We start from the raw sequence: 13,858 nt of genomic DNA on the forward strand, positions 1-13,858 counted from the left end.
AAAAAAAGTTTCTCATTTTCCGCTTAAATTGATGTCGTAAGTGACTCCAAATTTGAGACCAAAGATTTCCGTTTTCTTTTCACTTCCAAAAGCAATTGCTTCCACAACGGTAGGAACAATGATTCCGGCGGAGGCGGCACCCGAAGGCGTTGCGGAAACAGAAACTCCGATAGGAGAAGTAGACTTAGTTTTGATGGATTCGCTATCCAAGCTGGCAAAAACACGAAGACCGCTTAGCACCTGTACCGTGGCTCCTGCAGCTATCTTAGTGCTAGACATCTGGAATCCACCACTTCCTGTTTCGTAAGTAGCAAGTCCCGTTGTCGTAGTAAGACCTTCCCTATTATAAGCTCCCGAACCTTGGATTAAAAAAGGCCCGTATACAAGCACATCGGCAAATACGGTCACAGTCGGATTGACATCGTATTCCAAACCAACACCGAGCAATCCGGAAGTTCCTCTTGCAGATAAGGTTTCATCGCCGATTCCCAGAGGGCTTCCCAGATAGATGGACGATGTTTGTAATGAATGACGATAGTTTCGAATGACATACTTCGGCACAATACGCAAGTTAGTTTGCGGAGAAAGAACGGCACCAAACGTAAAGTCAGTGAAACCCATATAATATTCTCCCTCCTTCAATCCTATTCCGGTTTGATACACGGAATTCCATTCATAATTTTTCGGGAACCTATTGAAGTTAATTCCCGCTACAATATGAGTTAAAACACCCGCATTGATTCCATGATAATATTCGGCCCCGAATTGATTAAAAAGTCCCAAGCCGCCTTGGTTCTTCCAATCCAAATCAAGCTGACCGCCAATGATATTTGCAAGTTGGTAACGTTTTTCCAAATCAGACTGAACAGATCCTAGAAAAAGACCTCCTTTGAGTCGAAATGCATTTCCTTCGACCTTGCCTTGGGCAGAAAGATTTGCCCCAAAAAGTATAGCCGTTAAGGCTATGAAAGCTAGATTTCGGTTAAATTTCATATATGTTCCTTGTTAGGAGAAATTCTCCCCCTTTTCCATAACAAATGAATCAGGAAAATTTTACTACTATTTGGACTGTTTTGATATGCTATTAAAAACGAAAAATAGGAATACCGAAAAGAAAGAAAAATAAAATTCAACCTTAAGAACGTAGCAATACATACTACTTCACAGAAAAGAATTCTCTTGAATTCCTTCCTCTAATAAAATTATTTTAAATTGAATATGGCACGATTCCTTTCATTCTTAACTTGTTCCGGATGCAAAAACCAACTTTGTCTCGGATTCAACGCATTGCCGATTCCAAAAATAGAAATTTTTTTTTACGAAAAAATTCCAAGGCTAAATCTTGGTTTGCTATCGTGTTCAATAAGACAAACCTGCCCGGAATTTCTTTAGCAGGATCTGTAGACCATTCGATTCTTTCCCCAGGAAATATCCAAACATCGATTAGTTTATCTGCATTCAAATCATATTCAATTCTTGCAATAATTCCAGAGAGCATCTTTGGCATCGCAAACTTATTGAAATAAATCGTGGTTTCCCAAAATTCGTCATCGTTCTCGTCTAATTTTTCAACAAGTTTCAGGTTTCCCGGAGCAAACCAAACCCTACGATTTGGCTGTTTCCCCTTTTCATTCCAGAATTCATTGAATAACAAAATGGATTCACTCGGATTCATTTCATTACCCCGTATCCACAAAAAATCCCGAGGGACGCCTGTTTCAAATTCATCAGTTACAACAAAGAAAGGAATTTTGAATTCTTTCAGTGCGAAGAAAGGAAGAAAGAGAAACAAAGTATAATTATAAATTTTATTTTCATCATAAAAGAAATAGAAAATGATCATAGTAAATAGCAAAAAAAGCCCAGGTATCCCGGGCTTTTCCGTTCAAGATTTTAAAAAAATCTTAGAAAGCTTCATATAACGAAGTGCATCTGTTAGTTGTAGTAACGGTAGCAGCAGTAATTGCTCCGGAAGTAACGTTCGTTGTAGATGTTCCGCTCAAAAGTGAAGCAGCGAACGCCATTTTAACATAGGTTTGGTAATCAGACAAGGAAGCGGGGCTAAGAGCGGTAATAGCAGGGAAAGTAGAATTTGCTGTTTTAATCGCTGTTAAAGTTGCCGCCGATTCTGTTACAAGATTCGATATCAAAGTGTATCTTGAGTTAGTTACTGAAGTGTCTACAGCTGTTTGAGAAGTCAAACTGCAGCCTGCTTTTGGAACCGGAGTTAAACTAACTGAGTATAAACCGGTAGTTGAAGTACTTTTGGTAATTGTAGTACAATTTCCGGAAGTTTGGTCGTTGACGTAAAGAAGCAAAAGAGTTGCAGGAGAATTGTCATCCTCTTCTTTTTCTTACAATTTACAACTAGAACAGAAATCAATGCAACGCAGATTCCTAGTTTGATAAGTGAGTTTTTCATGGTATATCCTCTGTTTTTTCAGAATCAAACTAAATATAAAAAGATCATAATCTATTCATTTTTGAAATAGATCCGTCGCAGCTTGCACTTGATATGATGTGAAAACGAAGACGATTTTCTGCCATCGTTCATAGAATCCTACGGATAAAAAGATGTGCCTTAGTTTGTACCACTTGTACTAGTAGCAAAGTGGAGATATTTAGTAACAGGGTTTAGGTTGATCGAGCCATTCTCCGAAAAGTTTTTGTTTCATAGCGAATGCAACTATACGAAAATAGATAAAAATATTCTTTTTTAGAAAAAAGTTCCCTGTTTTGGAATATGCTAAAAGCTATATAATGTTATTCGAGAACTACTGTGATCGCTTTGACATTCGCAGTCGTTCCCGTCACGACGAAAAAATAATCTCCAGCGGTAACTACAGTATAAGTGCGAACTCCGGTCAGGCTGTCTTCTGCGGAAGAAAGAAATGTTCCGGCAGCAGATGCGCTGGAATCGGAAATTTCGCAAACAGAACCGGAATAGACATTGATGGAAGGTGTTGCTGTTTCGGCGATATTATTAAAAACGATCTTCTCGTTTGCTTTTAATCCCTTGGCAAGAACGCCTGCATAAAAATTCCCATTGCTGGTTCCTACCAAATTCTGCGAGGAGGTAGTGAGATTCACTCCATCGAAAGAAAAAGAGGTGCCGTTGGTAAAATTGTTACAAAGACCACTAACGCTCGTATTTTGCTGGGAAGCCAATCCTAAAAGTAGATCCTCGTCATCTTTTTCGTTTTCACTTTTGCATGCCGAAACAGAAAAAAGAACTAGTAAAACGAGTAAGGTAAGAATTATTTTTTTAGATTTGAAAAAAACGACCGCAAGATCCATATAACAGAAAGGATGTTAGTTTCCTTTCTGTTTTCAATCAAAAAACAAAGGCAAAAATCCGCATCATTCATTTGCCATAAATGAATTTATACCGCTCAGGATGATTTGTTTTCAAATAATCTTCAAAAAGACCCAATTGAAATGCGCAAGGGAATCTATCCCTACCCCAAAAATGCAACGGTTCTCCCAGAATGATCCAAGGAATCCCCACTCTACGATGATATTTAAGAACAAGCATTTCCATTTCAGAAACCCCCAGATACGAACTGCCATCTCCCGCAAAATCTTTCGTTAGGCCTCTGAGTAAAAAATCAAAAATGAAAATGGATTTTTGTTTGGGTATATTTAAGTTCTGAATGGCTTCCTTGTCGATTGCAGTTCTCCATCCGTTGAATATATAACGCGCAGAAGGTGCATTTGCATTCTTCAAAATTTGTTCCGGTGTCAAACCATATCTTGTCTCAATGGGAAGAGGAAAAAAATCTTTTTCAAGATTTTTTAACACCAACCCCCATGTTCCGAGTAGCACACCGCTCGGATGTTTGATCCCACAAACCTTCGTTTGATGAAAATAGATCGAACTTTGTTCCACAATATCGGAACGGGTAAACGGTAAATTTCCATTTTCACCGAAAGCTTCCGCATAAACCCGAAAGATAAAATCATTGAATTCGTTAAAATGATCGTTCCCCAATCTCCAGAGTTCCAAACCTTCTATCTCTTCTATGAAAATCGATTTTTCAAGATAATAACGATTATTAACCGATTCAGGCAATATTTGATGATCCATTTTTGTTTCCTTTATTACAAGATTCAAAAAACTATCTTGACACTATACCTACCGTTCGGTATATTTTATGCAAGATATTTTTTAATATTTATGACAAAGTTAAATACTAAAGAAAGAATTCTGGATTCAGCAGCGGATTTGTTTTATTCCAAAGGTTATGTAAATACGGGAGTGGAAGAAATCATCACTTCCTGTGATATCAAAAAGCCTTCACTCTACTATCATTTTGAATCCAAAGCCGCTTTGGGTTTGGCCTACTTGGATTTTAAGGAAAAAGAATTTTTGGGGATTTTGGATCGTTTGTCAGAGCGGGCGGAATCTTTATCTGATTTTTTTACCAATTGGACAACTTTGATAGAACGAGCCGCGCGTGCTAAAAAATACTACGGATGTCCCTTCGGATCTTTTGCGTCCCAATTACCAACACAAGACAGAAATGTGTTCGAATCCAAATTGCGCCTAATCAAAAAACATTGGCTTGCAACGGTAATCTCCGTTTTAAAAAAACATTCCTCCAAACGTAAAAATTCTTCCGAAGACCATGGTAAACTCGCATTGGAAGTTATGGTAATTTACGAAGGCGCTGCTAGCCTCTATCGAATGAGTGGTGAAATCGAATTTATACATATGATGCGTAAACAATTCGAACAAATCGCAAAAAGAAATTAAGCTGGGAGGCGTCGGATCTATTAGGTGAAGATTCATTGGATCCGTAGCACCGACCGGGCTCTTTCGCAGGCGGGAGCCTAGCCGGCTTCAGCCCTTCGGACGGCGGCCTTTGGTCGCCTTGCGCGGGGGAGAAGTCCATTGGCAAAAAGGCGAACTTTTCCTAAGAATTTTTGGTAAAGAGCAAAGAAGGATTGTCCTATCAGATTGAATATGTTAGTTGGGACTCATTGGGTGGCGGGTGGTTCACACCCCACCCTAATCAGGGCGGGGATAAACAAATCAATCCTAAAAGCGGGGAGCATCGAACGCTTGCGGATCTAGACCCATTTCATTATTCATAAAGTTTTTTCTATGTGAAAGAGCAAACCTTAGTTCGTTCTACTTCCACCCCACTCGCTTTTCCGCTCCGCGGGCGAGTGTCCGAGCCTTGCTCCCTATGGGTCGCAAGTCTGTCATTTCGCGAACAACTTTTTACAATACTACTATTGGGTTCGCTCAGGTATTCGATCTGGATATAAAAAAAGCCAACCTTTCGGCTGGCTTTTTTATGGGTATGATTGCTAACCCGGCGACATTTCGCAGCGACCCATAGGGAGCGAGAAAAGGACTTTCGCGGAGTAAGCTTCGCTTACATAGCGAAAAGTCCAGGACATCGGCCGGAAAAGCTTGCCGCCCTCTAGACATAAAAAAAGCGAGACTTTCACATCTCGCTTTATTAAACTATTATGACGAACCCGGCGATGTCCTACTTCCACCCCCACTCGCTTTTCCGCTCCGCGGGCGAGTGTCCGAGCCTTGCTCCCTACGGGTCGCAAGTCTGTCATTTCGCGAACAACTTTTTACAATAACTACTATTGGGTTCGCTCAGGTATTCGATCTGGATATAAAAAAGCCAACCTTTCGGCTGGCTTTTTATGGGTATGATTGCTAACCCGGCGATGTCCTACTCTCCCATTGAGCGAACCCAATAGTACCATCGGCGATGAGAAGCTTGACTTCCGTGTTCGGAATGGGAACGGGTATTGCCTTCTCTCCATTATCACCAGGAGTATTTACCAGATTTCCCATGAGAACGGATCTGTCAAATAAAAATACAGGAAATGATTGCAGGCGAAACGGGGGAATTTAAATATTTTCTTATGACAGATCTTTCCGAACCTCTGGTTTCTACGGAAACATTCACGGTAATGGGTTTAAAGGTGAGAACCACCAACAAACCGGGAGAAGCCGATAAAATCATACCTTCCATCTATTCTGATTTTTATAAATTGGATCTTCCTAAAAAACTAGAAGTGATTCGCAGATTCGATCCATTGTTTGCGGTTTACTTCAATTACGAAAAAGACGAATCGGGAGCTTACGATTTTTTACTGGGTTACGCGGTAAAAGAAGAGGAAATGATATTGGACGGTCTGGAAAAAATCACCTTCTCTCCACAAAGCGGCCGTTATTTTGCCATTCACCCGGGCGCTCCTGAGGAAGTAGTTCCCAAATTTTGGGCGGAAATTTGGAGCCATCCGGAAATTCCCAAGATCAGAAGTTTTCAAGTAGACTGGGAAGAATACTCGGAAGCGGGAATCAGAGTTTTTTTATCAAGTAGATAAGCAGTCACATAGACTCGCCAATCACGAACAACCCATACCCAGATCCCAACAAACATGGCTGAGGCGACCCACTGCCCGAAGGATGCTCCGGGGATCAAAAGAAAGTCAACGACTCCGTGCTGGAGAACTGCGAGTAAAAATGCGAAAAAGAGATATCTGACTTTTTCTCCTACTTCTTTGGAATTAGACTTTAATAGAAACATACCAAAACACAAATTGATCAACAAATGAATGTTAGAGGAATGGATCGTTCTTGCCAGAAATATATCCAATTTTCTTTCCGAAACTTCGCGGACAATATAATGAGTATTTTCAATAAAGGAAAATCCCATTGCCACAAAGCCCGCAAACAATGCTGACTCCGGCAAAAAAGATTTGGTTTTAAAATCAAAACTCAGTGCGAAACTAAGTAGCAAAATAAATAAAATTTTAAAACTCTCTTCCATCATTCCCGCTTGAATAAAAGCAAGATGAGCGGTCTGCGTGAGCATACTTACCTTTTTTTTGGTAACAAAATCAGTCTGAGGCCAGATGACAGGGTGAAGCCAAAGGATAAGAACCGTTGAGACCCAACCGAGTAACAACGCCATCACGATACCGATTTGCGCATTGCGTGATAATTTTTTCGGAAAGGACTTCCACAGCACGATCCCCCAGGGAAGCACGCTAAGCGAACCGATCAGGTAATCCAATAAGGTCAATTCGATTTCTTTCATTCGGGTAACTCTTCCATGTATCTTCCGTCAAACATATTGATCATTTCTTTCTGAAGCGGAGTAGGAACAAATTCGGGATCAATGGGCCCGTTCCAGAAAAGTTCGGTAACCCGGATATCATTCTTAGAGTTAGGCGGAGGTATCAAAGGGCCCAAACTTTCCACGAGTTGCAAAGTACGCAGATCTTGGTCCGGATAATCGGATCCTTCCACGAGTTCCACATCAATGATATCTCCGTCTTGTGTGATCGTATAAGCAACCACGCTGGAATAAGGATGAGGTGCTTTGGCCCAATAATCCATATAACTTTCGGGAATTCGCATCTTAGCCGAAATGTAATTGGAATAAGTGGGCGGTATCTTTTTACCTCGGATTTTTTTTACATACCCCGCCTTGGGTCCGTTATCTGCGGCTTTTTCGTCGCTGATCTTTTCACCTTGGGTTTTGTTATTCGTATCGGTTCCGGTGACCACTCCTCCGTTCAATCCGTCCATCTCGTCCGGGATGTTCGGGTCGATAAAATAAAACTCCATCTTCTCAGGTTGGAAGTGGTTCTTTTTGTCGGAAGATTTATCTTTCTTCTGTTGGTTTCTTTGAAGTGAAATAGGAATGATAAATACCAAACAAATCAAAATCAAATGAAAGAGAAGGGACATGGGAAGAGTATTTCGAAACCCTCTGCGAATTCCAGGTTCGAAAACAGGATCCAATTCCTTTTCACCGGGATTTTTAAGCCCTAGATTTTCCAAAGAGAAACTACGGGTGAGCAAATGATTTGAATAAAAATAAATAAAAACCAAAGCAGACAAGGTCAAGACCGAATAAGCAATGTTTTGCGCAGCAAGAAAGAAACTTTTATCCGGGATCCCCGGCTTCAAACCCATTCCTCCCAGGAACTGAAGCCCGAAAACAGGGCTGATAAAAGAGAAAGTCCAAACCGCGAGAAAAAGCCAGAGAAGCAGCGTAACAAATAAAAATGGAAAACCCCGCCAGAAATCTTCCAAATAAATATGACCCCATCCCGGGACCAGCCTGTCTCGAAACAATGCTCTTTTTTTAACTTCAATTTCTTTTAGGAAAGGAAATTTTTCCGATTTGTTTGCCGCTTCCTTCCAGGATTCCCTCAATCGTATCCCTTGTTCGTATCTGATAAAGGAAGAAGACAAAATCGAAGGGGATTTATTGCGGTTGAAACCCAAAAGCAAAATACCGCAGGAAAGCAGATAATTGAAAAAGAACATATATAGATTTGCGAGAGGCAAAATCGGATTATAAGCCGACTTCGGACGAATCCAATCGATTAACAAATCGAAGGCGAAAGTCAGAAACAAGCTGAGAAACAATACGAGTAAAAAATAATCAAACTTGGAGTCCCTTACTCTTTTTTCAGTCCGAAGTGTGGAGCCTGGAGAAGTTCTTTGCAAAAGCAGATTTCTTTTTTTATCCCGGGCATTCTGCCTTGCGGAAGAATGTATGTAATTGAGAAAAAGAAAAATACCTACAATCACAAAAACACAAACTTTGATTAGGTTAACATTGGATTCTAAGCTCAAAAATTCATTGATTCTCGTTTCCCATGCCAGGCTTGATCTGTGAAAAAGCTCGATCGGATAAAAAAAGATCCAGGAAAGCAAATGAATGAAGATAACAACCAGGGCTTTTCTTTTTAAACGAACTGCTTTGGGAAATGCGAATAGTACTCCCAGTGCAAAAAAGATGCCGAGGGAAAACATGGGCGACATCCAGATGAGAAAGCTAAGACCTTTCTCATGAAATCGAGACAAATGACTTTGGTTTGGGTGGTTCATTCAGTGACAATCTCTAGGAAAATACTTTGAATTTTAGTGGAAAACAAAAAATTTGGCGAATATGGCACAGCCGAAAGAGAAAGAAGAGCAGTCCCTCAAATCCATCGTTGCAGTCTCCAAACGGAGAGGTTTTGTATTCCCCGGTTCCGAGATTTACGGGGGGCTCTCCAATACATTTGACTATGGTCCGAACGGTGTAGAGGTATTAAATAACCTAAAGAGGCTTTGGTGGGAGTATTTTGTTCACAGAAGAGATGATATTCTGGGACTTGACTCCTCAATTTTGCTCCACCCCCGTGTTTGGGAGGCATCCGGCCATGTTTCCAATTTCAACGACCCTCTTATGGATTGCAAAAAATGCAAAGCCAGAGTGCGTGTGGACAAATTCCTCGAAGACAAGGAAGGAGAAGGTGCTGCCACGGGAAAAACCCTGGAACAGCTCACTTCTCATATTTTGGAAAAAGGATACGCCTGCCCTACTTGCGGAACTGCGGGAACTTTTACGGAAGCACGCCAATTCAATTTGATGTTCAAAACTTCCCATGGTGCATCGGAAGAAGGGGCAGTAGATATTTATCTTCGCCCGGAAACAGCACAAGGTATCTTTATCAATTTTAAGAATGTTTCCCAAATCGCTCGGAAAAAAATTCCCTTCGGAATCGCCCAAATCGGAAAATCCTTCCGAAACGAAATCATGGCACGCCAGTTTATCTTCCGTACCCGTGAATTCGAACAAATGGAGATGGAATTTTTCTGCGAACCGGGCACCCAAAAAGAATGGTTCAAGTATTGGGTGGACTATTGTATGAACTGGCTCGTGAACGTTGTGGGCATCAAAAAGGAAAACCTGCGGGTAAGAGAGCACGAAAAGGAAGAACTTTCCTTTTACAGTGATGCCACAAGCGATATCGAATACAAATACCCGTTTGGTTGGGGAGAACTTTGGGGAGTTGCTTCCAGGACGGACTACGACCTTACCCAACATGAAAAATTTTCTTCTGAAGATTTGAAATATCATGATTTGGAAGCAAAGAAAAAATACCTTCCTTATGTAGTGGAACCCGCACTCGGACTCAACCGGCTTTTCCTAGCCGTTTTATGTGACGGTTACGAAGAAGAAAAATTGGAAAACGAAGAAGTAAGAACCGTGCTTCGTTTCGGAAAAAGAGTATCTCCCATAAAAGTAGCAGTCTTTCCTTTGATGAAAAAAGACGGGTTGGATGCGAAAGCAAAAGAAATCTACGAAGATCTGCGCAACCACTGGTATGCGGATTATGATGATGGCGGAGCCATCGGAAAAAGATACAGACGCCATGATGAAATCGGAACTCCTTTCTGCATCACAGTAGACTACGATAGTTTGCAAGACGGAACAGTCACTATTCGGGAAAGAGATTCCATGAAGCAGGAGCGGATTGCAATCACTGCGATCAAATCCTACATTATCGATCGAATGATTTAGTGTTACGAGAGTTAAACGAATCAGATAGAAACCAAACGATTGAACTCGTAAATCAGTTCTTTCGCAAGGTCAACCAGCTCACCCTGGACGGACTTTTCCAGATCCGCCCCAGAGCCGCTACAAAGTTTACGGATATTTATTTTAAACTTTTAGGCTCCGGGAAAGTTTACATGAAAGGAATCTTCGAGACGGAAGAAAATTCCCAAAATGAAGAGTTGGTTTCCTTGGTAATTGGACGAATCGAAGAGAAGCCCCACCTAACGGAAGAAAGATCTTTGTTTGTTGACCTTGCCGTCACGAAATTGGGACAAAAAAAGAAAGGCCATATGAAACGTTTGCTTTCGGACGTGGATCTTTGGTGCAAAGAAAAGGGAATCCCCGCCATTGAACTCCGCGCTATTTTAGGAAACGAAGAAGCGGTTCAATTTTGGGATCATTCCGAATTTGAAAGGTTTTATATCAGATACAGAAAGAAAGTATTCTAAAACAAATTTAGAATACTCCACTTTTCAAATGATTCGAATTTTTTAATTTCCTTTGACTAACCTGTACAACCTTAGAATGGAACCGATCACGGTTTTAAAAAAAGGGAACTTGGAAATTTGAATCAATTTAAAAACCATATCCAATGATTCATCTACAATGAGTTTTGTCCTTTGGCTTGATTTCGAACTATCGGAAATCCAAAAGTAGACAATGCCCAATTGGTACAGCCAAAGTAATTCTGGTAGCAAAGAAACAATTTCACCTTTGAGTTTCAGATTGGACGACTCCAAAGCTTCTCGGATGATTTGGATGGCATCTTCCCGGATGTGTTTTGTTTCTCCGCTGAAAGGAGAGATGGAGTGGTTGGGGTCCCCGGCATTTTTTGCAAGGACAGATACAAAGTTTTTATACTTCGCAAAGGAATCGATTTTATAAAGGATTATATTTTTGAATCGTTTTTTGAAATCGTTAGTTGATTTGTTGAATTCTTCAGACTGGATCTTGGCATCTTCCTGAGAAAAATAATAAAACTGCAAAACAATGTCTTCCTTCGATTGAAAATAATAATAGGCGGAACCCAAAGAAACACCTGCGTGGGAGGAGATGCTTCTCATTGTGGCTTTTTCATACCCGTCTTTTTGAAAAAGAGAAATTGCCGTATTGTAAATCAACTCCTTGGTTTTTTTGGATTTTTCCGTATCCTTTCCTTGAGTCTCCGGCAATATATCTTTTTTTTTCAACTTTTCCATCTCCTGCTTTCCAACTTTGTTTAAAATCAATTTTAGGATTCAACTCCCAATTCTTTTTTCAAGAGAGTTCGTTTACGCAGCCTTCCGAATAAGTACAAATTGAAAAAATGCATACAACCCAGCAGTAGAATGACAATCCCTACTTTGTTACTCAAAATTTCTACTGCCTCAACCATATCATTCGGCTTTAAACCGATTTTAAGAGCCATTGTGATATAACCTAAGTTGATTAAATAGAACCCTACAACTAACAAATGATTTACGGAATTTGCCAATTCCATATCTTTAAATGCATCTATCAAAAAAACTTTTCCATTATTGGAAAGAGTTCGTGCCACCCAAACCGTAACTAGAATACTTAGTATTATATAAACAAGATACAACCAAATGGTAGTGGTAGATGAATCATTTCGTTTTTTTGAAATCCCGCCATGAGTGCTAAGTAAATCGATCAAATCGAGATATCCTGCAGCACGCGCTATATCAAGCGCTGTTTCTCCATTTCGGTCTTCCAAGTTCACATCCGGGCTAAAATCCAAAATCGTCTGAAGCATTTCTTTTTCGTTCAAGTTCGCCGCACGATGAAGGGCAGTATTCCCACCTGCATCCACAAGAGAGATGACTCCCAAATCGTTTTGCAAAATGAGTCGGGCAACTTCCGTATTGTTGTTCTCCACTGCAATGTGCAAACTTGTTTTCCCTACACCATTCTTTCTGTATAAATCCACGTAGAGATTGTTTGTTAAATGGTGATTCAGACATTTTAAATTTTGGATTTCACAATTCTCATTAGACTCTGCAAATAAGCTCCCGCCCGATAACAAAGCCAAAAGTAAAATCAACGATAGAAAACTTTTCATAAAAAACTCCTTTTTTGAACACGTTCAATTATCTTGGACAGGAATATTTTTGTCAACTTTTTTTGAACGCGTTCAAATATGAAATAAACAAAAGAAATCAGCACCTCATCCAAAAACCAAGCAGGTGAACCGGGGAATTCCCTTCTCCTAAGCGAAAGATGCAAAAATAAAGCCTAAGTTAAAACCAATCAAATTGAGGATAGAATCCTGTAGATATGTGAAAAAGAGACTCCAAAGACGGTCTCGACGATTAAAAACTTCATTAAATTACAGAATGAGTGATAAAAAGATCAAAATTTACATTTTTTTTAAGTATTTTGAACAAGATTCAAATTTTTTCTTGCACACTTTCCTTATTTTTGCCATAATTATTCCTTAGAAAATTCAGAGGTGAAAAAAGTATGAATCGCAAGGCAATTTTAGCATTAATTACGGCAGCATTATTAACAGCTCCCGCATTCGCAAGTTCAGGATCTTCGTCCAAACCATTGGCAGGAACTTATCCTATCGTATTATCCCATGGTCTATTCGGTTGGGGCGAAAACTCCGGTGGAGTGATCAGTATCCTCAGTTATTGGGGAGGAATGGACACTTATCTGCGTGGCCAAGGAGCAACTGTATTTGCACCTGCAAAATCAGCAGCTAACTCCAATGAAGTGCGCGGACAACAACTCAAAACATTAATCCTTAACTATGCTGCAGCAAACAACTATACTGGCAAATTCCACATCCTCGGTCACTCTCAAGGCGGATTGGATAGCAGATATACCATTTCCAACCTTGGACTTTCTTCCAGAGTTTCCACTTTGACCACTCTGAACACACCTCACTACGGTTCACCGATTGCAGACATAGTAAAATCTGTTCTACCTAGCTGGCTCCAACCCTTCGTTGCAGTCGTTCTGGAAACTTTAGTAAAAATAGTTTGGGGTGGAACCAACCAACAAGATGCTCTGGCGGCACTTTCTTCTTTAACAAAAGAAGGACTTGTAGCTTTCAATGCAGCAACTCCTAACAGTTCCGCAGTAAAATATTTCTCTTACGGATCAAGCATTACAATTCCGGATCTTATCCAACACCCTCTTATGGGAATCTTGTACCCAGCTACGGCAGCCGGTGGAGTTTTCCAAGGACAAGGACTCACTAACGACGGTTTAGTTCCACTTTCTTCTCAAAAATGGGGAACTTGGAAAGGCGGACCATCTTACGGAATTTTCACAACAGGTATCGACCACTTACAGATAGCCAATACTTTGAATTCAGGTAACCTATGGTACGACGTGGAAGGTCACTTCCTTAATGTTGCAAAAAACATGAAGTCGAACCAATAAATACAATCAAACAAAACGATTCAGGAAAACCCGGACAACTTAGTCTGGGTTTTTTTTTGTTTTCATATAAGATTTATCTTATATAA

14 protein-coding genes and 1 rRNA gene are annotated in these 13,858 nt (G+C 40.3%); 5 read left to right on the forward strand and 10 right to left on the reverse strand.

Features of this window, described 5'->3' with window-relative positions; translation table 11 throughout:
- Positions 1-12: 12 nt before the first annotated feature.
- From EHS11_RS09230 to EHS11_RS09250, 5 genes are all read right to left on the reverse strand, one after another.
- Positions 13-993, reverse strand: a complete 981-nt coding sequence (locus EHS11_RS09230; protein ID WP_135764098.1) for a hypothetical protein — start codon at positions 991-993, stop codon at positions 13-15.
- Positions 994-1,279: 286 nt separating this feature from the next.
- Positions 1,280-1,843, reverse strand: a complete 564-nt coding sequence (locus EHS11_RS09235) for a hypothetical protein (RefSeq protein WP_135764099.1) — start codon at positions 1,841-1,843, stop codon at positions 1,280-1,282.
- 61 nt (positions 1,844-1,904) lie between these two features.
- Positions 1,905-2,318 carry a hypothetical protein gene (locus EHS11_RS09240; protein ID WP_135764100.1) on the reverse strand — a complete coding sequence of 138 codons (414 nt, stop codon included), beginning with the start codon at positions 2,316-2,318 and terminating at the stop codon, positions 1,905-1,907.
- Positions 2,319-2,763: 445 nt separating this feature from the next.
- On the reverse strand, positions 2,764-3,297 hold the full coding sequence (locus EHS11_RS09245; RefSeq protein WP_167884398.1) for a hypothetical protein: 534 nt from the start codon (positions 3,295-3,297) through the stop codon (positions 2,764-2,766).
- 67 nt (positions 3,298-3,364) lie between these two features.
- Complete coding sequence (locus EHS11_RS09250; RefSeq protein WP_167884399.1) at positions 3,365-4,087, reverse strand: hypothetical protein; 723 nt, start codon at positions 4,085-4,087, stop codon at positions 3,365-3,367.
- A 90-nt stretch (positions 4,088-4,177) separates the two neighbouring features.
- On the opposite strand from EHS11_RS09250, the gene EHS11_RS09255 reads away from it, so the two are divergent.
- Positions 4,178-4,756: a TetR/AcrR family transcriptional regulator gene (locus tag EHS11_RS09255; RefSeq protein ID WP_167884400.1), complete on the forward strand. Its 579-nt coding sequence runs from the start codon at positions 4,178-4,180 to the stop codon at positions 4,754-4,756.
- A gap of 930 nt (positions 4,757-5,686) precedes the next feature.
- Here EHS11_RS09255 and rrf read toward each other — a convergent pair.
- Positions 5,687-5,803 (reverse strand): 5S ribosomal RNA (gene rrf / locus EHS11_RS09260).
- 92 nt (positions 5,804-5,895) lie between these two features.
- On the opposite strand from rrf, the gene EHS11_RS09265 reads away from it, so the two are divergent.
- A complete protein-coding gene (locus EHS11_RS09265; protein WP_135764104.1) occupies positions 5,896-6,360 on the forward strand; it encodes a GyrI-like domain-containing protein in 465 nt (154 codons plus the stop codon).
- Here the strand turns inward: EHS11_RS09265 and EHS11_RS09270 are convergent.
- Both EHS11_RS09270 and EHS11_RS09275 read right to left on the reverse strand, forming a co-directional pair.
- Complete coding sequence (locus tag EHS11_RS09270) at positions 6,300-7,076, reverse strand: PrsW family glutamic-type intramembrane protease (RefSeq protein WP_135764105.1); 777 nt, start codon at positions 7,074-7,076, stop codon at positions 6,300-6,302. The two genes, EHS11_RS09265 and EHS11_RS09270, sit on opposite strands and share 61 nt — an antisense overlap.
- The gene (locus EHS11_RS09275) at positions 7,073-8,809 is read right to left on the reverse strand and encodes an energy transducer TonB (RefSeq protein WP_246047730.1); all 1,737 of its coding nucleotides are present in this window, start codon (positions 8,807-8,809) and stop codon (positions 7,073-7,075) included. The genes EHS11_RS09270 and EHS11_RS09275 overlap by 4 nt, the downstream gene beginning before the upstream one ends.
- A 136-nt stretch (positions 8,810-8,945) precedes the next feature.
- On the opposite strand from EHS11_RS09275, the gene EHS11_RS09280 reads away from it, so the two are divergent.
- Both EHS11_RS09280 and EHS11_RS09285 read left to right on the forward strand, forming a co-directional pair.
- Positions 8,946-10,346: a glycine--tRNA ligase gene (locus tag EHS11_RS09280; protein WP_167884401.1), complete on the forward strand. Its 1,401-nt coding sequence runs from the start codon at positions 8,946-8,948 to the stop codon at positions 10,344-10,346.
- Complete coding sequence (locus EHS11_RS09285) at positions 10,346-10,831, forward strand: GNAT family N-acetyltransferase (RefSeq protein ID WP_135764108.1); 486 nt, start codon at positions 10,346-10,348, stop codon at positions 10,829-10,831. The genes EHS11_RS09280 and EHS11_RS09285 overlap by 1 nt, the downstream gene beginning before the upstream one ends.
- Before the next feature lie 42 nt (positions 10,832-10,873).
- On the opposite strand, the gene EHS11_RS09290 is transcribed toward EHS11_RS09285, so the two are convergent.
- Together EHS11_RS09290 and EHS11_RS09295 are read right to left on the reverse strand one after the other, a co-directional pair.
- Entirely contained in the window at positions 10,874-11,572 is a 699-nt protein-coding gene (locus EHS11_RS09290) for a TetR/AcrR family transcriptional regulator (protein ID WP_246047732.1), read from the reverse strand.
- 41 nt (positions 11,573-11,613) lie between these two features.
- Positions 11,614-12,441, reverse strand: a complete 828-nt coding sequence (locus EHS11_RS09295) for an ankyrin repeat domain-containing protein (RefSeq protein WP_135764110.1) — start codon at positions 12,439-12,441, stop codon at positions 11,614-11,616.
- Between the two features lie 401 nt (positions 12,442-12,842).
- Here EHS11_RS09295 and EHS11_RS09300 point away from each other — a divergent pair, with 401 nt between their 5' ends.
- Complete coding sequence (locus EHS11_RS09300; RefSeq protein ID WP_135764111.1) at positions 12,843-13,772, forward strand: lipase family alpha/beta hydrolase; 930 nt, start codon at positions 12,843-12,845, stop codon at positions 13,770-13,772.
- Positions 13,773-13,858: the final 86 nt, after the last annotated feature.

Origin of the sequence: Leptospira ilyithenensis, from assembly GCF_004771005.1 — a bacterium.
In the GTDB taxonomy this organism is placed as follows: Bacteria; Spirochaetota; Leptospiria; order Leptospirales; family Leptospiraceae; genus Leptospira_A; species Leptospira_A ilyithenensis.

What these genes read in the sequence shown, in the direction of transcription:
- EHS11_RS09230 (WP_135764098.1), bottom strand. Translation starts at nt 993, where the DNA reads ATGAAATTTAACCGAAATCTAGCTTTCATAGCCTTAACGGCTATACTT.
- EHS11_RS09235 (WP_135764099.1), bottom strand. Translation starts at nt 1,843, where the DNA reads ATGATCATTTTCTATTTCTTTTATGATGAAAATAAAATTTATAATTAT.
- EHS11_RS09245 (WP_167884398.1), bottom strand. Translation starts at nt 3,297, where the DNA reads ATGGATCTTGCGGTCGTTTTTTTCAAATCTAAAAAAATAATTCTTACC.
- EHS11_RS09250 (WP_167884399.1), bottom strand. Translation starts at nt 4,087, where the DNA reads ATGGATCATCAAATATTGCCTGAATCGGTTAATAATCGTTATTATCTT.
- EHS11_RS09255 (WP_167884400.1), top strand. Translation starts at nt 4,178, where the DNA reads ATGACAAAGTTAAATACTAAAGAAAGAATTCTGGATTCAGCAGCGGAT.
- EHS11_RS09265 (WP_135764104.1), top strand. Translation starts at nt 5,896, where the DNA reads ATGACAGATCTTTCCGAACCTCTGGTTTCTACGGAAACATTCACGGTA.
- EHS11_RS09270 (WP_135764105.1), bottom strand. Translation starts at nt 7,076, where the DNA reads ATGAAAGAAATCGAATTGACCTTATTGGATTACCTGATCGGTTCGCTT.
- EHS11_RS09275 (WP_246047730.1), bottom strand. Translation starts at nt 8,809, where the DNA reads ATGTTTTCCCTCGGCATCTTTTTTGCACTGGGAGTACTATTCGCATTT.
- EHS11_RS09280 (WP_167884401.1), top strand. Translation starts at nt 8,946, where the DNA reads ATGGCACAGCCGAAAGAGAAAGAAGAGCAGTCCCTCAAATCCATCGTT.
- EHS11_RS09295 (WP_135764110.1), bottom strand. Translation starts at nt 12,441, where the DNA reads ATGAAAAGTTTTCTATCGTTGATTTTACTTTTGGCTTTGTTATCGGGC.
- EHS11_RS09300 (WP_135764111.1), top strand. Translation starts at nt 12,843, where the DNA reads ATGAATCGCAAGGCAATTTTAGCATTAATTACGGCAGCATTATTAACA.